The 26,679-nt window shown below is 45.4% G+C and carries 9 protein-coding genes; all 9 read right to left on the bottom strand.

What is annotated here, in order from left to right; all coding sequences use genetic code 11:
* Positions 1-34: 34 nt before the first annotated feature.
* Positions 35-373, bottom strand: a complete 339-nt coding sequence (locus IPH84_18285) for a hypothetical protein (protein ID MBK7175116.1) — start codon at positions 371-373, stop codon at positions 35-37.
* Entirely contained in the window at positions 294-833 is a 540-nt protein-coding gene (locus IPH84_18280) for a hypothetical protein (GenBank protein MBK7175115.1), read from the bottom strand. Before IPH84_18280 ends, IPH84_18285 begins: the two co-directional genes overlap by 80 nt.
* Complete coding sequence (locus IPH84_18275; protein MBK7175114.1) at positions 818-1,093, bottom strand: hypothetical protein; 276 nt, start codon at positions 1,091-1,093, stop codon at positions 818-820. The genes IPH84_18280 and IPH84_18275 overlap by 16 nt, the downstream gene beginning before the upstream one ends.
* A gap of 47 nt (positions 1,094-1,140) precedes the next feature.
* Positions 1,141-1,380, bottom strand: coding sequence for a hypothetical protein (locus IPH84_18270; GenBank protein ID MBK7175113.1), 240 nt, complete (start codon positions 1,378-1,380; stop codon positions 1,141-1,143).
* Positions 1,381-1,567: 187 nt separating this feature from the next.
* Positions 1,568-2,473: a hypothetical protein gene (locus tag IPH84_18265; GenBank protein MBK7175112.1), complete on the bottom strand. Its 906-nt coding sequence runs from the start codon at positions 2,471-2,473 to the stop codon at positions 1,568-1,570.
* Positions 2,425-2,889 carry a hypothetical protein gene (locus tag IPH84_18260; protein MBK7175111.1) on the bottom strand — a complete coding sequence of 155 codons (465 nt, stop codon included), beginning with the start codon at positions 2,887-2,889 and terminating at the stop codon, positions 2,425-2,427. Before IPH84_18260 ends, IPH84_18265 begins: the two co-directional genes overlap by 49 nt.
* Positions 2,837-4,342, bottom strand: coding sequence for a hypothetical protein (locus IPH84_18255; protein ID MBK7175110.1), 1,506 nt, complete (start codon positions 4,340-4,342; stop codon positions 2,837-2,839). Before IPH84_18255 ends, IPH84_18260 begins: the two co-directional genes overlap by 53 nt.
* Complete coding sequence (locus IPH84_18250; protein MBK7175109.1) at positions 4,266-6,554, bottom strand: hypothetical protein; 2,289 nt, start codon at positions 6,552-6,554, stop codon at positions 4,266-4,268. Before IPH84_18250 ends, IPH84_18255 begins: the two co-directional genes overlap by 77 nt.
* A complete protein-coding gene (locus tag IPH84_18245; GenBank protein MBK7175108.1) occupies positions 6,481-26,679 on the bottom strand; it encodes an HYR domain-containing protein in 20,199 nt (6,732 codons plus the stop codon). Before IPH84_18245 ends, IPH84_18250 begins: the two co-directional genes overlap by 74 nt.

Below are 26,679 nucleotides of genomic sequence, written 5' to 3'. Positions count from 1 at the left end.
CTGATTGACCAGCAGTACATATGTTCCGTAAGCGTCAGCAGTGAAGTGCAGCATCAGGATCGATATTGTCACTGAATGTTCCAGTACCACCTGAAACGACTAACCAAACACCAGTACCCACAGTTGGGATATTGGCACCAAGACCTACAGATTCGAGTAAAGCGCAAATATTCTGGTTGGCACCCACGGTGGCAGTAGTAGGACTTTCATAATAGGTAACGGTAACATCATCGGTTGAAGCTGCGCATACACCGTTGGAGATGGTCCAGCGAAGCACGTATACACCATAAGCATCAGCAGTGAATGTTGCATTTGCAGCAGCAGCCGGAGAGAAAGTACCCCACCTGATACGATTGACCGGCACCTGTTCCATTGGCAGGAGTGTTTGCACCAAGACCTGCAGATACAAAGGTACCGCAAAGGTTCTGGTCAGCACCGGCAACAGCAGTTGTAGGTGTAGCGTAGTTGGTGATGGTAACAGTGCTTTCTGAAGGAGTGCAGACACCGTTTGAGATTGTCCACTGAATACATACCACCTGGTACCATGAGGTAACGGTGGAGTTGTATGCTGTCGGGGTAGTGATGGCCGGAGTTAGGGACCTGAGACAAGAGTCCAGAGGCCTGTACCGAGTAGGATCATTACCAGCGAGAGTAGTATTGACGTTGCAGAGGTTCTGAGCAGGACCTGCGTTTGAAACAACAGGACTTTCGAAGATGTAACGTTCACTATCATCGGTTGATGCTGTGCATGTACCGTTTGAGATGTCCAGCGCAGAACATATCACCATAATCATCAGCAGTGAATACTGCATTTGCATCAGTAGTGATGCCACCAGTACCACCTGATACAATCGACCATGCACCTGTACCCACAGTTGGGTATTGCCACAAGACCCGAGTCCGAGGGTACCGCAGAGGCTCTGGTCAGCACCGACTGTAGCGGTGGTTGGAGCCTGGTAGAAGGTAACGGGATATCATCGGTTGAAGCAGCACATGTACCGTTGGAGATAGTCCAGCGCAGTACATAGGTGGCAAACCGTTGGCAACGAAGTTTGAATTTCCTGAAGTCGGGCAGTAAATGTTCCGGTTCCACCTGACACGATTGACCAAGCACCTGTACCTACAACAGGGGTGTTTCACCTAAACCGGTAGAGGTAGGGGTAGCGCAATGGTTCTGGTCAGCACCCACAGAAGCAGTGGTAGGAGCCTGGTAGAAGTTAACGGTAACATCAGCGGTAGAAGCTGCATAGTGCCATTGCTGATTGACCAGCGCAATACGTAGGTTCCGTAAGCATCAGCAGTGAAAGTAGCATCAGGATCTGTATTGTCGCTGAAAGTACCTGTACCACCTGAAACGATGGACCATGCACCTGTACCCACGGTTGGGGTGTTGGCACCAAGACCGGCAGATCGATGAGGTGGAGCATTCTGGTTGGCACCTCACGTGGCAGTAGTAGGACTTTCGTAATAGGTAACGGTAACATCATCGGTAGATGCTGTACATACGCCGTTTGAAATAGTCCAGCGAAGCACGTATACACCATATGCATCAGCAGTGAATGTAGCATTAGCAGCTGCAGCCGAAGAGAAAGTACCAGTACCACCTGATACGATCGACCATGCACCTGTTCCCCTTAGGAGTGTTTTGCACCTGGAGACCGGCAGAGAAGGTACCGCAAAGGTTCTGATCAGCACCGGCAACAGCAGTGGTAGGAGTAGCGTAGTTGGTGATGGTAACAGTGCTTTCCGAAGGAGTGCATACACCGTTGGAGATTGTCCACTTGAATACATATACACCGGGTACCATTGAGGTAACGGTGGAGTTGTATGCTGTCGGGGTAGTGATTGCAGGTGAGTTAGGACCTGAAACAAGTGTCCAGAGACCTGTACCCGGAGTAGGATCATTACCTGCGAGGGTAGTATTGATAACGTTGCAGAGGTTCTGAGCAGGACCGGCGTTGGAAACGACAGGACTTTCGAAGAATGTAACGGTAACATCAGCAGTAGAAGCGGTGCAGACACCATTGGAGATAGTCCAGCGAAGAACATATACACCGTATGCATCAGCAGTGAATGTAGCATTTGCAGCGGCAGTGCTTGAGAAAGCACCAGTACCACCTGATACGATCGACCATGCACCTGTACCCACAGTTGGGGTGTTGCCACCAAGACCTGCAGATTCGAGGGTACCACATAGGCTCTGGTCAGCACCGACTGTAGCAGTGGTTGGAGCCTGGTAGAAGGTAACGGTGATATCATCGGTTGAAGCAGCACATGTACCGTTGGAGATAGTCCAGCGCAGTACATAGGTTGCATAACCGTTGGCAACGAAGTTTGAATTACCTGAAGTCGGAGCAGTGAAAGTACCTGTTCCACCAGAAACGATTGACCATGCACCTGTACCAATAACCGGGGTGTTTCCACCTAAACTAGTAGAGGTGAGTGTAGCACAATGGTTCTGGTCAGCACCCACAGAAGCAGTGGTAGGAGCCTGGTAGAAGTTAACGGTGACATCAGCTGTAGAAACGGTACGTACCGTTGCGAAATTGACCAGCGCAGTACATAAGTTCCATAAGCATCAGCAGTGAAAGTAGCATCAGGATCTGTATTGTCACTGAATGTTCCAGTTCCACCTGAAACGACTGACCATGCACCAGTACCCACGGTTGGGGTATTGGCACCAAGACCAGCAGATACGAGTGAAGCGCAGACATTCTGGTTGGCACCTACGGTAGCGGTGGTAGGACTTTCGTAATAGGTGACGGTAACATCATCGGTAGAGGCAGCGCATACGCCGTTGGAGATAGTCCAGCGCAGCACATATACACCGTAAGCATCAGCAGTGAATGTTGCGTTTGCAGCAGCAGCCGGAGAAAGTACCAGTACCACCTGATACGATAGACCATGCACCTGTACCGTTTACAGGTGTGTTTGCACCAAGACCAGCAGATACGAGGGTGCCGCAGAGGTTCTGGTCAGCACCTGCCACAGCAGTTGAAGGTGTATCGTAGTTGGTGATGGTAACAGTGCTTTCTGAAGGAGTGCATACACCGTTGGAGATGGTCCACTTGAATACATATACACCGGGCACCATTGAGGTAACGGTGGAGTTGTATGCTGTCGGGGTTGTGATTGCAGGGGTATTAGGACCTGAAACGAGTGTCCAGAGACCTGTACCCGGGGTAGGATCATTACCAGCGAGAGTAGTATTGGTAACGTCACAGAGGTTCTGAGCAGGACCGGCATTTGATACAACCGGGCTGGCAAAGAATGTAACGTTCATATCATCGGTTGATGCTGTGCAGGTACCGTTTGAGATAGTCCAGCGCAGAACAAATGCACCATAAGCATCAGCAGTGAATACTGCATCAGGATCAGTGTTATCATCAAAAGTACCAGTACCACCTGAAACGATAGACCATGCACCTGTACCTACAGCCGGGGTGTTTGCTCCCAGAGCAGCAGATACGAGGGTACCGCAGAGGCTCTGGTCAGCACCGACTGTAGCAGTGGTCGGAGCCTGGTAGAAGGTAACGGTGATATCATCGGTTGAAGCAGCACATGTACCGTTGGAGATAGTCCATCTCAGTACATAGGTAGCATAACCGTTTGCAACGAAGTTTGAATTACCTGAAGTCGGAGCAGTAAATGTTCCTGTTCCACCTGACACGATTGACCAAGCACCTGTTCCGATAACCGGGGTGTTTCCACCTAAACCGGTCGAGGTAAGTGTAGCGCAAAGGTTCTGATCGGCACCGACGGTAGCCGTAGTAGGAGCCTGGTAGTAGTTAAGGGTAACATCAGCGGTAGAAGCTGTACATGTACCATTGCTGATTGACCAGCGCAGTACATATGTTCCATAAGCATCAGCAGTGAAAGTAGCATCAGGATCGGTATTGTCACTGAAAGTACCAGTACCACCTGAAACGACTGACCATGCACCAGTACCCACGGTTGGGGTGTTGGCACCAAGACCGGCTGATACGAGTGAAGCGCAGACATTCTGGTTGGCACCTACAGTGGCAGTGGTAGGACTTTCGTAATAGGTAACGGTAACATCATCGGTTGAAGCAGCGCAAACGCCGTTTGAGATAGTCCAGCGAAGCACGTATACACCGTAAGCATCAGCAGTGAATGTTGCATTTGCAGCAGCAGCCGAAGAGAAAGTACCTGTACCACCTGATACGATTGACCATGCACCTGTTCCGTTTGCAGGAGTGTTTGCACCAAGACCAGCAGATACGAGTGTACCGCAAAGGTTCTGGTCAGCACCGGCAAGAGCAGTTGTAGGGTGTAGCGTAGTTGGTGATGGTAACAGTGCTTTCTGAAGGAGTGCAGACACCGTTTGAGATTGTCCACTTGAATACATATACACCAGGAACCATTGAGGTAACGGTTGAGTTATAAGCTGCCGGGGTAGTGATTGCGGGTGAGTTAGGACCTGAGACAAGAGTCCAGAGACCTGTACCCGGAGTAGGATCATTACCTGCGAGAGTAGTATTGGTAACGTTGCAGAGGTTCTGAGCAGGACCGGCATTGGAAACTACAGGACTTTCGAAGAATGTAACGGTCACATCAGCAGTAGAAGCGGTGCATACGCCGTTGGAGATAGTCCAGCGAAGAACATATACACCATATGCATCAGCAGTGAAGGTTGCATTTGCAGCAGCAGTGCTTGAGAAAGCACCTGTACCACCTGATACGATCGACCATGCACCTGTACCCACAGTTGGGGTATTGCCACCAAGACCTGCAGATACGAGGGTACCGCAGAGGCTCTGGTCAGCACCGACTGTAGCAGTGGTAGGAGCCTGGTAGAAGGTAACGGTGATATCATCGGTTGAAGCAGCACATGTACCGTTTGTTATTGACCAGCGCAGCACATATGTGCCATAAGCATTGGCCACGAAGTTTGAATTTCCTGAAGTCGGAGCAGTAAATGTTCCAGTTCCACCTGACACGATTGACCATGCACCTGTACCAATCACCGGGGTGTTTCCACCTAAACCGGTAGAGGTAAGGGTAGCGCAATGGTTCTGGTCAGCACCCACAGAAGCAGTGGTAGGAGCCTGGTAGTAGTTCACGGTAACATCAGCTGTTGAAGGAGTACATGTACCATTGCTGATTGACCAGCGCAGTACATATGTTCCATAAGCGTCAGCAGTGAAGGTAGCATCAGGATCGGTATTGTCACTGAATGTTCCAGTTCCACCTGAAACGACTGACCATGCACCTGTACCCACGGTTGGGGTATTGGCACCAAGACCGGCTGATACGAGTGAAGCGCAGACATTCTGGTTGGCACCCACGGTGGCAGTGGTAGGACTTTCGTAATAGGTAACGGTAACATCATCGGTTGAAGCAGCGCAAACGCCGTTGGAGATAGTCCAGCGAAGTACATATACACCGTATGCATCAGCAGTGAATGTAGCATTTGCAGCAGCAGCACTGGAGAAAGTACCAGTACCACCTGATACGATAGACCATGCACCTGTTCCGTTAGCTGGTGTGTTTGCACCAAGACCAGCAGATACGAGGGTACCGCAAAGGTTCTGGTCAGCACCGGCAAGAGCAGTTGTAGGTGTAGCGTAGTTGGTGATGGTAACAGTGCTTTCTGAAGGAGTGCAGACACCGTTGGAGATTGTCCACTTGAATACATATACACCGGGTACCATTGAGGTAACGGTGGAGTTGTATGCTGTCGGGGTAGTGATGGCCGGGGTGTTAGGACCTGAGACAAGTGTCCAGAGACCTGTACCCGGAGTAGGATCATTACCTGCGAGAGTAGTATTGGTAACGTTGCAGAGGTTCTGAGCAGGACCTGCGTTAGAAACGACAGGACTTTCGAAGAATGTAACGGTAACATCAGCAGTTGAAGCGGTGCAAACGCCGTTGGAGATAGTCCAGCGAAGTACATATACACCGTATGCATCAGCAGTGAATGTTGCATTTGCAGCAGCAGTGCTTGAGAAAGCACCTGTTCCACCTGATACGATCGACCATGCGCCTGTTCCTACAACCGGGGTATTGCCACCAAGACCTGCAGATACGAGGGTACCGCAGAGGCTCTGGTCAGCACCGACTGTAGCAGTGGTAGGAGCCTGGTAGAAGGTAACGGTGATATCATCGGTTGAAGCAGCACATGTACCGTTGGAGATCGTCCAGCGCAGTACATATGTTCCGTAAGCATTGGCCACGAAGTTTGAATTTCCTGAAGTCGGAGCAGTGAATGTTCCTGTTCCACCTGACACGATCGACCATGCACCTGTACCAATAACCGGGGTGTTTCCACCTAAACCGGTCGAGGTAAGTGTAGCGCAATGGTTCTGGTCAGCACCCACAGAAGCTGTAGTCGGAGCCTGATAGTAGTTAACGGTAACATCAGCTGTTGAAGCTGTGCAGGTACCGTTTGAGATCGACCAGCGCAGTACATAAGTTCCATAAGCATCTGCAGTGAATACCGCATCAGGATCTGTATTATCACTGAAAGTAGCCTGTACCACCTGAAACGATGGACCATGCACCAGTACCCACGGTTGGGGTATTGGCACCAAGACCTGCAGATACGAGTGAAGCGCAAACATTCTGGTTGGCACCTACGGTAGCAGTGGTAGGACTTTCGTAATAGGTAACGGTAACATCATCGGTTGAAGCAGCGCATACACCGTTGGAGATAGTCCAGCGAAGAACGTATACACCGTAATTATCAGCAGTGAATGTTGCATTTGCAGCAGCAGCCGAAGAGAAAGTACCTGTACCACCTGATACGATCGACCATGCACCTGTTCCGTTGGCTGGTGTGTTTGCACCAAGACCAGCAGATACGAGGGTACCGCAAAGGTTCTGGTCAGCACCGGCAAGAGCAGTTGTAGGTGTAGCGTAGTTGGTGATGGTAACCGTGCTTTCTGAAGGAGTGCAGACACCGTTTGAGATGGTCCACTTGAATACATATACACCAGGAACCATTGAAGTAACGGTGGAGTTGTATGCTGTCGGGGTAGTGATGGCCGGGGTGTTAGGGCCTGAGACAAGTGTCCAGAGACCTGTACCCGGAGTAGGATCATTACCTGCGAGAGTAGTATTGGTAACGTTGCAGAGGTTCTGAGCAGGACCTGCGTTTGAAACGACAGGACTGGCAAAGAATGTAACGGTCACATCAGCTGTAGAGACGGTGCAGACACCATTGGAGATAGTCCAGCGGAGTACATATACAGCATAATCATCAGCAGTGAAGGTTGCATTAGCAGCTGCAGTGCTGGAGAAAGTACCTGTACCACCGGATATGATCGACCATGCACCTGAACCCACGGTTGGGGTGTTGCCGCCAAGACCTGCAGATACGAGGGTACCGCAGAGGCTCTGATCAGCACCGACTGTAGCAGTGGTAGGAGCCTGGTAGAAGGTAACGGTGATATCATCCGTAGAAACGGCACATGTACCGTTTGTTATTGACCAGCGCAGCACATATGTGCCATAAGCATTGGCCACGAAGTTTGAATTACCTGAAGTCGGAGCAGTGAAAGTACCTGTACCACCAGAAACGATCGACCATGCACCTGTACCGATAACCGGGGTGTTTCCACCTAAACCGGTCGAGGTAAGTGTAGCGCAATGGTTCTGATCATCACCTACAGAAGCTGTAGTAGGCGCCTGGTAGAAGTTAACGGTAACATCGTCCGTAGAAGCGGCGCAAGTGCCGTTTGTTATTGACCAACGCAATACATATGTTCCGTAAGCATCAGCGGTAAATACTGCATTAGGATCGGTATTATCATCAAATGAGCCTGTACCACCTGACACGATGGACCATGAAGCAGTACCCACGGTTGGGGTGTTGGCACCTAGACCGGCTGATACGAGTGAAGCGCAAACATTCTGGTTGGCACCCACAGTAGCAGTGGTAGGACTTTCGTAATAGGTAACAGTTACATCATCGGTTGAAGAGGCGCATACACCGTTGGAGATAGTCCAGCGGAGAACATATACACCGTATGCATCAGCAGTGAATGTAGCATTAGCAGCAGCAGCACTTGAGAAAGTACCAGTACCACCTGATACGATTGACCATGCACCTGTTCCGTTAGCTGGTGTGTTTGCACCAAGACCAGCAGATACGAGGGTACCGCAAAGGTTCTGGTCAGCACCGGCAAGAGCAGTTGTAGGTGTAGCGTAGTTGGTGATGGTAACAGTGCTTTCTGAAGGAGTGCAGACACCGTTTGAGATTGTCCACTTGAATACATATACACCAGGAACCATTGAAGTAACGGTGGAGTTGTATGCTGTCGGGGTAGTGATGGCCGGTGAGTTAGGGCCTGAGACAAGTGTCCAGAGACCTGTACCCGGAGTAGGATCATTACCTGCGAGAGTAGTATTGGTAACGTTGCAGAGGTTCTGAGCAGGACCTGCGTTGGCTGAAGGAGCACCATTTACCAGGATGAAAATAGTGTCGTTGGTGCAGGCAGCAGGAGCCGGAGTACCATTGTCGCAAACAGATACAACTACTGTATCAGCACCATTATAGCCTGCATCAGGAGTATAGGTAAATGCTCCGGTTGAAAGAATGGCAAATGTTCCGAAGCTTGCATCCACAACAGGCGTTGTTTCAACTTCCAGAGCAGTTCCATCCGGATCTGCATCACCATTATCCAGTACATTGCCTGTGAGAATTGAACTACTGCAGGTTGTATAGGACTGGCTGACAGTTACAGGAGGATCATTCAATGGAGTTACTGTTATGATCAGGTCAGCAGCATCACTTCCACCATTACCATCGCTGATCGTGTAGGTTGCTGTTGGAACTAATCCTGTGAAATCAGCAACTGGAGTGAAAATGAACGATCCGTTGGAATTGATCAGCAGGGTACCTACATTGGCGATAGTTGCTGTAAGTCCGGCATTATAAGTTGTGCCATTAATAACAAACTGTGTTACGGTAAGGCCATTGCCTTCAACATCAGTATCGTTGGCAGTAACTGACCCAAGGATTGGAATTTCTTCAGGAGTTGTAAGAATATCATCATTGGCAATAGGAGCATCATTTACTGCGATGATTGTAATGATCACCTGCTCATCTACTACGGCCCAGTTTGTTCCATCTGATGCATTATAGTCAAATGAGGTTGTGCCATTCCAGTTATTGCCCGGTGTAAATACCAGGTCGCCCAGGTCGGCAGCAGCAATTTCCTGTCCGGCAGTAACTGCAGTACCATCGAGGTACAGGGTTCCGTTGGCCGGAAGATTTCTTACAACAATTTTTACTAATGGATCACTGTCAGCATCAGTAAATACGGCGGTGAAGTTGGCAGCAGTAAAGAGAATGTCATTATCCTCATTTCCGCTCTTTATTACATCAGCAAGAACAGGTGAGTGGTCATCGTTGGTGATGGTTCCGGTTGCTGTTGAAGTACCAAGTGTAATATCATTTCCATTATCAACAAGGTTGCTTAGTGTCAAGGTAAAGGTTTCATCAGATTCCGTTTTCTTGTCACCATTCACAACTACTGTAATGGTCTTGCTGGTTTCACCGGCAGCAAATGTAAGTGTTGTGGATGCGAGAGCTGTATAGTCGTTATCAGCTACAGTCGCAGTTCCATTGCTTGTTATATAGTCAACTGTAACAACATCATCTGATGCTGCAGAGAGTGTAACAGTAAAGACAAAATTGGTAGTTCCACTGTTTCCTTCCAGAGCAGTAACATCGCTGATACTCATCGTTGCTGCATCATCATTGATGATAGTGCCTAATCCTGAAGCATCAGATATTGTAACATCATTTCCATTATTATCGAGGTTACTCAAGGTAACAGTGAAAGTTTCATCGGCTTCAACCTTGGTGTCGCCATTTACAGAAACAGTAATGGTCTTACTGGTCTCACCGGCGGCAAATGTAAGGGTGGTAGCTGCAATGGCTGTGTAGTCCGGATCTGCTGATGTAGCAGTACCATTGGAAGTAGCATAGTCGACAGTAACAACATCATCAGAAGCATTTGACATACTAACAGTGAAGGTGAAGCTGGTTGTACCGCTATTTCCTTCATTGGCAGTAACATCATTGATGCTGATGGTTGCGGCATCATCGTTTACAATAGTCCCGTTTCCGGTAGATGTACCGAGGATTACATCGTATCCTCCATTGGCAAGATTGCTGAGTTCTACTGTAAAGGTTTCATCAGCTTCAACCTTGGTGTCACCGTTTACAGGCACAATAATGGTCTTGCTGGTCTGACCGGCACTGAATACAACAGTTCCGGATGTAGCTATATAATCACCGTCAACCAGGGTGGCTGTTCCGTTGGCAGTAGCATAATCTACAGTAACAGTACCTGATACGGCATCCGAAAGGGTAACGGTAAATGTAAAGTTCTTGGTTCCTGTATTTCCTTCTGTAAGGCTCACATCACCAATAGAAATGCTTGCATTATCATCATTTACAATGGTGCCGGTTCCAGTGGATGCACCCAAAGTAATCGGGCGACTGTTTACAACCAGGTTGCTCAATGCAACAGTAAACGTTTCGTCGTTTTCAATCTTAATATCACCATTGACAACAACAGTAATAGTTTTGGATGTTTCTCCGGCGGCAAACGTCAATGTACCGGTTTTTGCAACATAGTCGAGATCGGCTACGGTTGCAGTACCATTGGCAGTAGCATAGTCAACAGTTACGGTTGCATCTGATGCCTGGCTGAGGGTTACAGTGAAAGTATAATTAGTTGTACCTGCATTTCCTTCATTGTTTGAAACACTGTTAATGCTGACAGTTGCAACGTCATCATCAGTGATGGTGCCGGTTGCCTGGCTGTCGAATGTAATCAGCGCATTGGAAATACCTGAAAGATTTACAAGGTAGGTTTCTGTTATTTCTACGATATTATCATTAATGATTGGAACAGTAAATGTTTCTGTTTCAGTGGTAGTTCCGGCGAAAGTAAGGGTTCCGGAAGTGGAAGTATAATCATCAGGATCAACAGCAGTTGCATCAGCGGTTGCATAATCAATGGTGAATCCACCCTGGACATTTCCTGTAAGAGTAACAGTAAATGTTGCAGTTCCGGCTGATTCACTTACAGTTACGTCGCTAATTGCAAGAGAAGCAGCGTCATCATCTGTAATGTTAACAGTAGCAGCATCTGGTGTACCAATAGTTACTCCTGAATTGCCAGAAGTAATGCTTGATAAAGTAGCAATTACAGTTTCAGTTGCTTCAAGGAGCAGATCATTGATGACTAATACATCGATAGTAGCAGATGTGCTTCCTGCAGGAATAGTTACGCTACCTGAAAGTGTGTTATAATCAGAATTGGCAGTTGCAGTTCCGCTAACGGTATAGCTTATCACTGTAGCAACATCTGAAGCCCGGGTCATGCTAACTGTAAATTGACCGTTATTTGAAGGTTCTCCGGCAACAGCATCATTGGCAGTAATGCTTACTGAAGAAGCATCATTATCAGCAATGTTTACGGTGGCAGCTGCAGGAACACCGATAGTAATATCAGCATCTCCTGAAGTAACGGCAGTTAGTGTGGCTATTACTGTTTCGGTTGATTCAACAATGAGATCATCAATTACTGATACATTAATGGTTGCCGTAGTGCTTCCGGCCGGAATGGTCACTGTGCCGGATAAAGATGTATAATCAGTACCTGCCACTGCTGTTCCGCTAACGGTATAGCTAAGAACTGTCGCTACATCAGATGGATGGGTAATAGTCACTGTAAACTGACCATTATTGGCTGGTTCAGCAGCATTCGGGTCATTGGCGGCAATGCTTACAGTTGCAACATCATCATCAGTAATGGTTACAGTTGCTATGTATGGTGCTCCAATGGAGATATTTGTGTTTCCTGTCAGACTGCTGAGTGTAACTGTCACAGTTTCATCATCTTCAAGAATCAGGTCATTAATTACATCAAGATCAATTACTGCAGATGTGCTTCCGGCAGGAATTGTAACGGTACCACTGAGTGCAGTATAGTCGGTTCCGGCAACGGCATCTCCTGATACAGTATAACTGATCACAGTATTGGTAGAAGAAGTTAATCCCATATTCACTGTATACTGACCATCATTGGCAGGTTCAGCAGCAGTAGGATCATTGGCTGTAATGGTTACAGTGGTTATGTCATTATCGGTAATTGTACCAAGACCGGAATTATCAGCAAAAGTGATATTCCTTCCACCAAAATCATCTTCACTTAAATCGAGCGTAAAGGTTTCATTGGGTTCAACTACATTGTCACCGTTTACAATCACGGTTACAGTATGAGTTTCTCCATTTACACCATTGAAGGTTACGGTTCCGCTGAGTGCATCATAATCAGACGCTGAAGAAGCGGTTCCATTATTGGTTGTGTAGGCTACAGTAAATGGCCCGTCAGTATTCCTTCCGGCATAGGATATAGTGAATATGTATTCCACAGTTGAACCCAGGTCTGGCTCCTGCAGTGTTACATTGTTAATTGTGAGTGTAGCAGCGTCATTATCAGTGATAAAGGCTGTATCAGTGGCCAGGGCGATGGTAACATTCTGGCTGTTATTTACCAGGTTACTCAAAGTTCCAAGCAGATCTTCGGTAGGTTCAACCAGTAAGTCTTCAAGAATTGGAACTGTAACGGTTTGAACCAAAGCATTTGCAGCACCAAAATTGAGTGTTGTTGTCGGGACTGCTGTATAATCAGAGCCTGCAACAGCAACGATATTTGAGCTTGCTATATCAATCGTAATTGCGTTCTGTACACTGGCGCTAAGTGTTATGGTGAAGTTAGCAGTACCTGCAGCTTCACTTACTGTAAATCCATCAATGGTGAATGATGCATCATCATCATCATTGATTGTTCCGGTTGCATCAGCAGTTCCAATAGTTACCTGCTGACCGTTTGCATTTACCAGGGTAATTGTTCCGGAGAAGGCTTCCTGAGGTTCAACAACATTATCGCCAATAATGGCAATTGGTATATTAACACTCTGGTTACCAGGCAGAATTGTATATTGTACATTGGTCTGGGCTGTGAAATCACTTCCGGCAAAAGCAGTACCTGCAGTAGTGCTGAAACTGATCACAATAGGTTCCTGAGCAGGGATATCCATGCTGGCCACAAAATTGTGAGAAACGGTTCCATCAGTTTCTGTCACCGTAAATCCGGCAAGGTTGATAGCAGTAACAGGATCATCGTCAAGTATGGTTCCTGTTCCCTGGGTATCATTTATCGTTGCTGTTCCTGTGCTGAGGATGTTGCTTAGAGTTACAGTATAGGTTTCTGTAGGTTCTGAAATGGTGTTGTTTATGATAGGAATGGTGATTGACTGGGTAGTACCGGTAAGAGATCCGGCAGGGAAAGTAACAGTTCCGGTGGTTGTTGTATAGTCGCTAACAGCAATTGCAGTTACATCTCCTGTGGTGAAATCTACAGTTAATGCATCCTGAATATGGCCGGTAAGCGTGACAGTAAATACCGCTGTTCCTGAAACAACATCTTCTTCAACGGTTACATCATCAATAACAACACTTGCAGCATCATTATCGGTGATGGTGCCTGTTGCAATAGCTGTAGCAATGGTTACATCCTGTCCGTTAGCCACAAGATTACTGATTGTACCTCTTAATGTTTCAGTTGGTTCCACAAGGTCATCATCGTTTATGGTTACAGTTATGGTTTGTACCAATGGGTTTGCTGCACCAAAGTTGAGTGTAGTGGTTGGGATTGCAGTATAGTCAGAACCTGCGAGGGCTGTAATATTTGAGGTTGCAAAATCAACTGTGAATGCATTCTGAACTGCACTACTGAGAGTAATAGTATAATCAGCTGTTCCTGCATCTTCATCAACACTGAAGCCGGTAACCACAAGGGTAGCTTCATCGTCATCATTGATAGTAGCAGTAGCTGTTCCGGTACCCACCGAAGCCTGCTGACCATTGGCATTAGTCAGAGTTATGGTTCCGGTAAAGGATTCCTGTGGTTCTATGATAAGGTCTCCCAGGATAGAAACAGGAATATTTACGCTGGTAGTTCCGGCTGCAATAGTAACAACAGTAGCAGCCTGAGCAGTATAGTCATTTCCGTCGATAGCCGTTCCATCAGAAGTTGAAAAACTTAGTACAATATCATACTGTGCTGATGTATTCATGCTGGCAACGAAGTTCTGTGTCTGGGTAGCATTGGTTTCTGTTACGGTGAATGCAGCCAGGTTGATGGTAATTACATCATCATCATCGATAGTAGAAGTTGCGGAGGGTGTCCCCAGAACAACCTGCTGTCCATTGGCATTGGATAAAGTAATGGTGCCAGTAAATGATTCAGTAGGTTCAGCAATCAGGTCTCCTAGTACACTTACCGGAACATTTACAGAAGTTGATCCTGCGGTTAAGGTAACTGTAGTATTGGTTTGCTGTGTATAGTCAGTAGCTGTTGCACTGCCATAACTGGTTGAGAACAGTAACACAATATTGTTCTGAGCTGTTATATCACTGGTTACAGTGAAGTTGGCTGTTTGGGTACCATTGGTTTCTGTAACTGTAAAACCATTCAGGGTAAGTGTGATCGGGTCATCATCGGTAATTGTACCTGTTCCGCTTGCATCAGTAATTGTTGCATTACCTGTTGTAACAATATTACTTAAGGTAAGTGTATAGGTTTCAGTGGGTTCAGCCCTGTTATCGCTGGTTATTGGCACAGTGATCGTTAATGTACTTCCACTTAATGAACCTGCAGAGAATGTGATCGTTCCGCTTGTTGTTGTATAATCACCGGGTTGAAGTGCAGTTCCATTGGATGTCGTATAGTTTACCAATAAAGCATCCTGGATATTGCCTGTAAGTGATACTGTAAAGACTGCATTACCGTCACTTTCGGCAACTAATACATCATCGATGCTTATACCTGCAGTTTCATTATCAGTAATAATACCAATTGCCTGGGTTGAAGCTCCTCCACCCGTCAGTGTCACATTCTGGCCTCCGGCAACAAGGTTGCTAAGGATTCCATAAAGGTCTTCCGTTGGTTCAAGATAACTGTCGTTTGTGATAGTAACAGTAACAGTTTGTGAAAGGGCATTGGCTCCACCAAAATTCAGAGTGGTAGTTGGGATTGCAGTATAGTCAGAAGCGGCAAGTGCGGTATGGTCAGCAGTAGCAAAATCAACTGTGAATGCTGTTTGAACAGGGTAATCCATTGCAATGGTAAAGTCAGCAGTTCCTGTTGCTTCACTAACGGTGAAACCCGTGATGGAAATTACAGCTGCATCATCATTGGTAATGGTGCCAGTTCCTGAATTATCAGAGAAAGTGATGGTTCCGGCAGGTGCACTAACAGGAACGATATTGCTGAGATTCATCAGGAAGGTTTCATTTAACTCAACCTTTTGATCCCCATTTATTGTTACAGCAATGGTTTGAACTTCATTCTGGGTACCAACAAAGGTGAGAGTACCAGTTTTGAGAAGATAATCATTGTCTGCTGTGGTAGCTGTTCCATTGGCTGAAGTATAATCAATGGTCAGACCATCTTCCACATCCATGCTTAGTGTTACATTGAAAGTAAGGGTCTTGGTTCCACTATTTCCTTCAACAACGGAAACATCATTGATAGCAAGGGTTGCATTATCATCATTGGTAATGGTTCCTGTACCTCTCTTGCCGATTTCCGGTATGGTTACATTCTTTCCGGGTGCTGTAACAGTATTCAATACAACCCTGAAGGTCTCATTGTTTTCAACCATTACATCACCATTTACGATAACGGTAATAGTTTTGGTTTCACCAATTGAGCCGGTGAAAGCGAGTGATCCGGCAACTGCAGTATAGTCGCTGGGTACCTTGGTGGTTACATTCTGTGAATAATAGGAAACGGAGTATCCTCCAATCACCTGTGCACCTGAATGGGTCACAGTGAAAGTATAGGTTGTTGTTCCGGCATTTCCTTCGAGGTGGGTTACATTGTCGATGGCTACAGTCGCAGCATCATTATCTGTATTATTTACCGAAACATCAGCAGGATTCAGCAAATCATAAATCGGATCAGTTGTAGAGGTCGTATTAACTGCATTAACAATAGTAAATGCAATAGTCCCATCCACTACATCATCATCAACACCAGTAACTGTTACAGTTTGAGGTGTATTCCAGTCGGCTGCTGTAAAGGTGAGTTGTGATACAGAAACAGTTCCTTCAGTTAAGTCACTGCTGGTTACATCAACAACAACTACATAATCGGTAAGATCAGTGGCCGGTTTGCTCGTCAGAACAATTGTAAAAGTAGCTGTGGTTACATTTTCTGAAACAGTTAATGAGGTTGGAGTAACAACAAACCCGGCAACATCATTATCAATACTGTTAACATTTACATCATCTGCAACCATGTTATTATATATCGGGTCAGCAGAAGATGCATTGCTTGTAATGATTTGATAGGCTACAGTACCATCAACAATCAGGTCGTCAATACCTGTTACAATTACTGTTTGCGGGGTATCCCAGTTGGCCGGGGTGAAAGTAATGGTCTTTCCGGCTGGTGTTGTAATATCTCCTTCGGTCAAGTCGCTGCTTGAAAGGGTGAAGGTCACGTCTTCAACAGGTTCAGTATTCAATACAATGGTAAATGTACCGGTTCCTCCGGCTTCTGTTGTTGTGATGGCTAACGGGTTCACGGTTACACCGGCAACATCATTGTCAATATTGGTGGCTGCTACATCAGCAGGTTCAGCAAAGTAATATCCGGAACCAACATCTGTTAACAGTTGGTTGGTTGTGATTACAATAGTATAAGGAATATCACCGTCATCAACATCGTCGTTCACACCAGTAACGGTAACTATCTGCGGCACATTCCAGTTCCCGGCATTAAAGGTAAGCTGGCTGGTTGAAACGGTACCTTCAGTGAGGTCATCGCTCTCAACGTCAAATACTACTGTTCCTGTTGGAGCAACCGGTAATACAACTGAGAAGGTAGCCACCGGATTAATATTTTCATAAGTGGTAATGACAACCGGGTCAACTATTACTGCGTCAGGAGGTAATGCATTGATGGTAACGGTAAATGTGCAGGTCTGCAGATTCCCTTGTGCATCATAGGCAGTATAGGTAACGGTTGTGGTTCCAAGGTTAAATGTGCCGCTATTCAGAACATTGATACCAGCTGCCTGAGCGGCTGCTGTTGTTGCTCCTGAAAGGGCATAGGTTAATTTAGTTACAGAACAGTTATCGGCATAAACAGGATCAGCAATGCCAGCAACTGAGGCTGAAGTGTTGCCGGGAGCTGCCACATTCTGGGTGATATTTCCCGGGCAGGTGATGGTTGGATTCTGATTATCAGTCACAATCACATCAAATTCGGTAACTGCTGTGTTGCCATAGGTGTCAGTTCCAGTCCATGTAACAGTGGTTGTACCCTGGTTGAATACCTGTCCGTTTAAGGTTGTATTGGGTGCAGTAACCACAGTTGTTGCTCCACTTACCGTATAGGTCATTGTTGGAGCGGGATCACAATTATCTGTCAGATTCCAAAGGTCATCAGCATGGGTATAAGTGCACACTCCATTATCTGTTACTTCATTGCGGTCAGAAAGATCATCGAGTGTTGGAGCCTGCTTGTCTTCAACCGTTAGAGTGGTAGAACAAACGGCGAAATTGCCTGCAGCATCAGTTACTTTAAGGTAAATGGTGTTGCCACCGATCTCGCTGCAATTATAAAGTACAGAATCACTGAAGCTTACATTGTCTTTTGAAACCAGGTAGCTTGTAATTCCGCAATTGTCGTTTGAAACATTGTCAATTTGAGTTGGTATAACTGGAACGGTTCCATTCCTGCGCAGCTGAACTGTTGCTACTTTGCAGATGGCATTAGGATCCTGGTCATCACTTACAGTTACAGTAAAGCTGCAAACAGCATCATTTCCCGATCCGTCAATAGCAGTCCAGGTTACAGTAGTTACACCCTTATTAAATACAACCCCGTTCAAACTGGTTCCGGTTCCTGTTGTTTCGCCTGTCAGGACATATCCCAGTGATGCGATGGTTGTACAATTATCGGTAGCAGTTGCATTCCATGAATTATTAGGATGTGTATAGGTGCAAACATTATTGTCAGTTGTTACTGCCTGGTTACCGCTTACAGCGCAGGTAATCTGTGGGTCAACCTGATCAAGGACAGTAACTGTAGAATTACAGGTTGAAACATTTCCATTGTTATCAGTTACTGTCAGGGTAACAGTATTTGGACCAAGATTGGCACAGGTAAAGGCTGTAGGATTAGCTGTAATACTTGCTATTCCACAGGCATCTGATGAACCATTATTAATGTCGCCAGCAACAATGCTCGCATTTCCGGTTCCATCAAGCTGAACATTTATATTTCTGCATAAGGCAGTCGGGTCAACATTATCTTCAACTGTTACCGTAGCTGTGCAGTCATCCGTATTTCCGGCGGGGTCAGTCACAGTAAGTGTTACTGTTACAGGTGTACCCACATTTGTACAATTGAAACTGCTTGGTGACACACTTAATGTCTGAATGCTGCAATTATCAGTTGATCCATTGTCTACATCAGCACCAGTAATTGAAGCTGTTCCATTGGCTGCAAGCTGTATTGTGATATTTTTACATACAGCAACCGGTGGAATAAGATCCTGAACAGTAACTGTTGCAGTACAGGTCGATACATTATTGTTGTTATCGGTTACTGTTAGTGTAACTGTATTTGCATTAAGATTGGCACAGGTAAAGGTGGATGGGTTTACTGCAAGGCTTAGGATACCGCAGGCATCATTGGAGCCATTGTCAATATCAGTTGTGGTTATGCTTGCATTTCCAGTTGCATCAAGTTGCACTGTTGCATTTTTACAAAGGGCATTTGGAGCCTGAATATCAGTTACAGTAACGGTGAAACTACAAGTAGATGAGTTTCCTGAACCATCGGTTGACGTCCAGGTAACAGTTGTTACACCTGTATTAAATACAACTCCATTGAGTGAAGCCCCGGTACCGGTAGTAGCACCAGTGAGTTCATAACCTAAAGTAGCTATTGTTGTACAACCGTCAGTAGCTGAGGCATTCCAGCTATTATTCGGATGGGTATAGGTACAAACATTATTATTCGTGTTTACAGCCTGATTTCCGGTTGCACCACAAGTAATTGATGGGCCTATCTGATCAATTATTGTAACCAGGGCAGAACAGGTGGATACATTTCCATTATTATCAGTCACTGTGAGTTCAACAGTATTGGTAAGTGGATTCGAACCCAGGTTGCTGCAATTGAAAGTACTGTTATCAATTGTCATTGTGGCAATTCCACAGGCATCATTTGATCCGTTATCGATCTGATTGGCTGTGATACTGGCATTGCCACTGGCATCCAGTTGAACAGTAATATTATGGCAAATAGCTTCTGGTGTTACAGTATCGCGTACCGTTACAACAGCAGCGCATTCATCAAAATTGCCTTCAGGATCGGTTACCCTTAATACAACATTGTTATTTCCAATGTCGGTACAATCAAAGGTTGAAGGGGTAACTGTCCTTACAAGACTGCTTGCACAATTATCATATGATCCGTTATCAACAGCAGAACCAGTAATAGTGATAGTGCCATTTTCATCCAGGTATACAGTAGCATTTTTACAAACTGCTACAGGATTGATATCATCCACAACTGTGACTGTTGAGGTACAGGTAGAAGTATTTCCATTGTTATCGGTAACTGTAAGGGTTACAGTATTTGTGCCAACATCTCCACAACCAAAGTCTGTCTTACTGGCTGTAAGGCTTTCAATACCGCATGCATCTGAGGATCCATTGTCGATATCAGCATCCAGTATGGTTGCTGTTCCTAAAACATCAAGGTAGATGGTAATATCCTTGCAAACAGCAACAGGGTCAGTTACATCCTGAACGGTTACGGTTGCTGTACAACTTGCTGAGTTTCCGGTTGTGTCGGTTACAGTTAATATAACTTCATTTGCACCCACATCTCCGCAATCAAATACATCCGGGGTAACTGTCATGCTGGCTATTCCATTAGGATCGGAGGATCCAAGAGCAATGGCTTCAATGTCATCCGAATCAAGAATATAGTTACCAAGAGCATCCAACTGAACCGTGATATTATTACATACTACAGTTGGGTTTTCATTGTCTTCAATAATCACCTGGTAACTACCGGTATTGGTATTACCATGAATATCGGTGGCGGTCCACACTACAGTATGGATGCCAATTTCAAAGATTTCTCCCAGGATGCTGGTAGTAGTATCGGTGCCTACTGAAGCTCCGCCATCAATGGAGTATGTGATGGTTGCTACTTCGCAATTATCCGTAACTACCGGATCCCAGGTAATGTCTGCCGGACTCTTGGCTGTATAGGTACTTAAACCGGGATCAACATTCCTGAGCTGATTACCAACGGCATTTACCAATGGAGCTTCAATATCAGTGATCGTAAATACTGTTACACAGGTATCACTCGGATTTCCGCTAAGGTCATATAGGGTCCAGACAACAGTGGTTGTTGGTTGTGTAACTGAGCCGACAGGTATCTGCAGCCCAACAAGCGTAGTATTAAGGTCAGTTCCAACTTCTGGCCCACCGTTAATCGAGTAGGTTAATTTGTCTAAGCCATCGTTATCAGAGAATCCATAAGGATCATATTCCGATCCGGGGATCAGGAAATAACAAACCCCGGCTTCTGAATTCTTAGCAACTGTTGCATCAGGACAATGATCAATTTCAGGAGCCTGTATGTCTTCAACAATCACCTGAATAGTACAGGTAGCTATATTATTACTTGAATCAGTGGCTGTCCAGGTTACATTCGTGATACCTACCGGGAAGGTAGCATCCTCGAGTGATTCCTGGTGGTTATAATTGTTGCTGATCTCGACATAGCAATTATCGAGATAGGCAGTCGGGTCAAATTCAGTGGATGGTGAAGTATAATAATTCTGATCCAAATCTGTATTTCTGTGGAATGGAGATCCCACAGCACAGGTAATACTTGGAACGATAGTGTCAATAACTGTGATATCAAAGGTGTAAGAATAATTATTTCCTGTTGAATCAACAACCGAATAGGTTACTTCAGTTACTCCCACAGGGAAGAAATATCCGGGACTTGCATAGTCTGGTGATATAGTTACCGTTAACGAATCTGTTGGGGTTACATTATCAATGAAAATGGGGGGTATATAACTTACATTAGCTCCACAGGTGGATAAGGTGTTTACTGTAATGTTTGTGGGTGCTGAGAGAAGTCTTGGTGGTTCATTGTCAATTACATAAGCATAGAATACAGCTTCTGAAAGATTTCCTTTATCATCTTCAGCGCGCCAGGTAACCGTGTTCTCTCCAAGATGCATCTGTAATCCACTCAGGGTTGAAAGGTTGTACTCATTTACAAGTTTTACAACAATTCCACAGTTATCAGAAGCTGTTACATCATCAAATTCTCCTCCCTGAACTGTATAATAGTTCTGATGGAGGTCGGTATAACGAATCTGATTGCCTGGGACAACAATTACAGGTGCTTCATGATCCTCAATGGTTACAAGAAATGAGCAAGTATCGGTGTTCCCATTAACATCGGTGGCCGTCCAGGTAATCCTGGTTTGCCCTGTTGCACCCACTCCATGTCCTCTCGGAATTGCAATCCCTGACATAGTATTGTTTCCTGTAACAGTAAGTCCTGTTCCAGCATCTGTATAGCTATAAGTGATGGCAGGAAGCCCGCAGTTATCATCATAATCAAGCGGATCAAATTCATTTCCCATTACAAGGTAAGAGCAAAGGCCAGCATTCGTGTTTCTTGTTTTATTTGCCACACAACTGATGGTTGGGGCGGGGTCTTCAACAATTACCAGGAAGGTGCAGGTGCTTACATTGCCACGATTGTCGGTAGCAGTATAAACAACGGTTGTTGTATCGATACTGAATAAACTTCCTGGGTCATGAGTTGTAACAAAACTGGCTACACCACTGCATTGGTCAGTGGCAACCAATGGAGGCCAGGATGCCATCGACTGACAACCGGTTCCACTGGCCTGTACGGTAATAGTTCCGGGACATCCGGTAATTACCGGGCCTTCATTATCATTAACTATTACTTTCTGATTATAAATAGTTGTGTTTCCGCTGGGATCCCTTACTACCCACCTCACATTGGTTGTATCAAGAAGGAAAACTGCGGGTGCATTATTGGTAATAGTAACACTTCCGCAATTGTCGGTAGCAGTAATAGTGGCAAGTACCATAGTTTTGGTACAGGTTCCGGGATCTACATTAACGGTAACATTTGCAGGGATAGGATCAATTACTGGAGGAGTCTGGTCAATAACAGTCACGACATGGCTGCAGGTTGAGGTGTATTCAATTCCCCCGATGGTTTGTTTAGCTGTCCATATGACAGTAGTTGCACCTGAAGGGAAAGTAGCCCCGTCAAGTGTAGTATTCGATGGTGCCCCGGCCAGGTTATGGGTAAGGGTACGCCCCGGGATAATAGATAATGATGTGAACACAGCATCGAGGCTGGTTCCGCTGAATAAATGGCTGCATCCGGTATTGGAAGCAACTGTTGTATTATCTGAACAATCAATTAGCGGTTCAAATGAATCCACAATCGTAACATTCACTGTGCACTGATCAGTATTTGCACTGGCATCAGTTGCTGTCCATACAATGGCATGATCCCCAATGCTTAACTGTGAACCATTGAGATAGGTAGAATTGTTATAATCATTGAGGTACGAAACAAGCGTACAGTTTTCATCTACTGAAGGCCGGAATTCACTTCCTCTTACAGTATAATAATCCACATATAAATTGTCAAATTCACGATAGTAAGTGGTTGCCGGACAATCAATTACCGGGGCAATGTTGTCAATTACAGTAACAGTTTGAGTGTGATATACATAACGTCCATTGGCATCATAAGCGGTCCAGTAAACATTGGTTACTCCCAGGCCGAAATCATCACCTGAAGGTGAACGGTAATAGGTAATGGATCCGGGATTTCCGCAGTTATCAGTAGCTGTTGGGGTGCCGATATCTACATTGGTTGCAGTACATCCACCCGCATCTACATTTACTGTTACATTTGAAGGCCAGGTAACGACAGGATTTTCATCGTCATATACATAAATGGTATAAGTACAACAGGTGTTAGTATTTGTACCATCAGTTACTGTCCAGGTAATGGTAGTTGATCCCAGAGGAAGAACAGCTCCTCCAAGAGAAGCATTCCCATTGAAACTATTTGAGTAGGTAAGAGTCGGAGGAGGTGTTGCAGTAGTGGTGATATCGAATTCTGTTCCCTGCACCGTATAGTTGCAAACTCCTGCATCAGTGCCTACTACAATATTGGCGCGACAAGTAACAGGAGGATTGCTGGTATTACTTACTACAATAGTGATTGTACAGGTACTTGAATTTCCGGCTGCATCAGTTGCAGTCCAGGTAATGGTATGTGTTCCATTGGGCAGTTGAACTCCGCTTAGTGAGGATGTTCCATTATAATCATTTGTATAAGATGTAAGAGCAGAGCAATCAGAATAGCTGAAAGGGCCAAATTCTGACCCATTTACTGTATAGAAGTTTCCTGATGGGTCATCAGCTTCGCGGCAGAATGCTGAACCAGGGCATGACATGCTGGGAGGATCGTCATCCACAACAGTTACCGTTTGAACGGCAGTGGTTATATTTCCATGGATATCCTGAGCCCACCAGGTAACATTGGTAGTTCCAATATAATAAGCCGAAGGAGCATTATTGGTTGAATAATTGATTCCACAATTATCAGTGATTGTTGGTGCTCCCAGATTTACTCCGGTAGCATAACAGCCCGAATTGGTGGTTGTATTGATATTTGCAGCTGGAGTAACAACAGGATGTTCATTGTCTTCAACAAAAACATAGAAACTGCAACTGTTCGAATAAACTGTGCCATTAATAGTTTGGGTGGCAGTCCATGTAACAAGATGTGTACCTACTGCAAATACAGCGCCAGCAAGGGTGTTGGAACTATTATAATCATTGGTAAGGGTTGCTGCAGTAGAAGTTGATGTGGCGTTAAATTCAGTGCCAACAACCGTATAATTACAAACTCCGGTATTGCTGTTCTTCAGTTTATCCCCGACGCAAGTAATCGGCGGGTAAAGATCGGTTACCACATTAACTACCACATCGCAGGTTGTAATGTTGCCCGAAGGGTCAGTAGCTGTCCAGGTTATGGTATGTGTTCCTGCATTCAGATGGGCTCCATTTAAGCTTGAGGTGCCATTGAAGCTATTTATATAAGAAGTGAGGGCACAATTGTCGCTGGCTACAGGCTTAAATTCGTTAATACCGACAGTATAATAGGATTGGCCGTTGTCAACTACACGGGTATAAGCGTCTACAGGACAGGAGATAACAGGTTCTATATCGTCAATTACTGTTACAGCTATGGTTTTCTGTCCCATATTACCGTAGAAGTCTTTTACCGTCCAAAGTATATTGGTTGTACCAACAGGTAACTCTTCAAATTCAAGTGAACGATAATTGTTATAGTTATTTAGAATATTGAAATTTCCGGGAGTACAGTTGTCAACAATATTTTGCGGGTCAAATTCATCCCCTGTTACAGAATAGTAACAACTTCCGGCATCAGTATACCTGGTTGCAGTAGCAGGAAGCACATAAGCAGGAGCCGTTACATCATGCACATTTACTTCAAATTGCATGGTTTCAGCATTTCCTGATGGGTCAGTAGCTGTCCATACCACTACAGTTATCCCTACCGGGAATTCAAATCCTGCCAGGGTAGCACCGTTATTCTGATTATTTGTAAGCGTAACTGTACAGTTGTCATTAACTGTTGGGTCAAACTCAGTACCAACGGCTACATAAAAACATTCGTCTGCAGGGGCATTCCGATCCTGGTCAGCTATTGGTGAAATGGTTGGCCCTACAAGGTCAATAACTTTAATATTGAAAGTACATTCTTTTGAATTTCCTGATTGATCAACTGCTGTCCATACAACTGCATGGGTACCTCCCGTAAGATTTACTCCGGCCATTGTAGTTCCGGCACCCGGGATCCCATCAAGGGTATACGATACAGCAATAACAACGTCACAGTTGTCAGTGATTGAGGTAGGATCAAATTCATTTCCGACTACAGTATAGAAACAACTGCCTGAAGGAGCCGTTCTTACTTCATTACCATAGCATACATATAATGGAGGCTGGTTATCAGTAACAGAAATATTGTAAGGTGTCGAAACAACTGTGTTTCCATGAAGGTCAACAACTGTCCATACGATAGAATAGCTGTGTAAAGGATCTTTTGCAAGTTGTACTCCGGCCAGTGAATTTGTGTCAGCGAGTATTGTAACTCCATTCTTGGTAATCACAAAAGTCGGAGTTTCAGTTCCACAATTGTCGTTTACATTCCTTAGATCAAAATCGGTACCGGGAACAGTAAAATAGCATACACCGGGATCACAATATCTGCTATATGCATAAGTGCCTGCCGGGCTACCGGTTGGCTGGTCGAAAGTAGGATCCTGGTTATCTTCTACCTGAACATAGATGGTGCAGGTAGAGCTGTTATTGGAACCATCAACAGCAGTCCATACAATGGTATGAACCCCGGCAGGAATTTGCTTTCCGGCAAGGGTATTGGTTCCGTCAAATGAATTGGTTGCTGTTACAGCACATCCGTCATCAGTGGTAGGGTCAAATTCGGTTCCGACAACGGTATAGAAACAAACATCATTTCCAGCTTCCCTAATGAAAGGAGAAAGTAATGTGCTTCCGGCAGGACAGGTTAATACCGGGGGTGTAAGATCGTTTACAATTATATTGAAACTCATGGTTGTGGTATTGCCAGCAGCATCCTTAGCCCAATACCTGATCAATGTTGTTCCAATGGGGAAGGTGCTTCCGCTCGGTGAACCATTCACTTGTCCGAAAATGGTGACCATGCAGTTGTCGTCATAAGTAGGGGTTTCCCAGGTTACTACTGCACCACAACCGGTTGTAATGCTAACTGTTATATTTGAAATAGAAGAAATCGTTGGATAATCATCGTCAAGAACAGTAACCCTGAAAGAGCTGGTACGGCTGTTAGTTCCATCACTTACAGTCCATACCACATTATTCAAACCTAAAGGTAGCACAACTCCAGCCAATGTTGTAGCTGATACAGGTGCACCACCGTTTAGTGTATAAGTCACAGAAGTAACCCCGCAGTTGTCAGAATAGGTTGCGTCAAACTCAGTCCCTGAAACTGTATAACCGCAGCCTGTATTAGTGTTGCGGGTTTGGTTACCAATACTTGAGATGGTCGGAAGTTGGTTGTCGATTACTGTTTTGGTGAAAGAAAGTGGTATTGCGGTTACATTACCTGAAGCATCTGTTGCGGTCCAGGAAATAACATTTGCACCCTTGTTCAGTTGTTTGCCTGCCAGGCTTCCATTTCCACTAAGGGTACTTGCTCCTGTTACTGTATAGGATAGAGTAAGTCCGGTACAGTTATCGGTTGCAGTAGGATCAAACTCTGACCCTTTTACAACATAATAGCAAAGTCCGGGGTCGGCATTGAGGTTGGAGGTAACGGTACCTGCTGTAGCTGTGATTGTAGGAGCAGTATTATCGGCAACAGTTACAGCGGCTGTGCAGGTACTGGTATTGCCGGCAGCATCTTTTACTGTCAT

Source organism: Bacteroidales bacterium, from assembly GCA_016707785.1.
Classification (GTDB): domain Bacteria; phylum Bacteroidota; class Bacteroidia; order Bacteroidales; family UBA4417; genus UBA4417.
The sequence above is the reverse complement of the archived record's forward strand: the minus strand, read 5'-3'. Positions and strand labels throughout refer to the sequence as shown.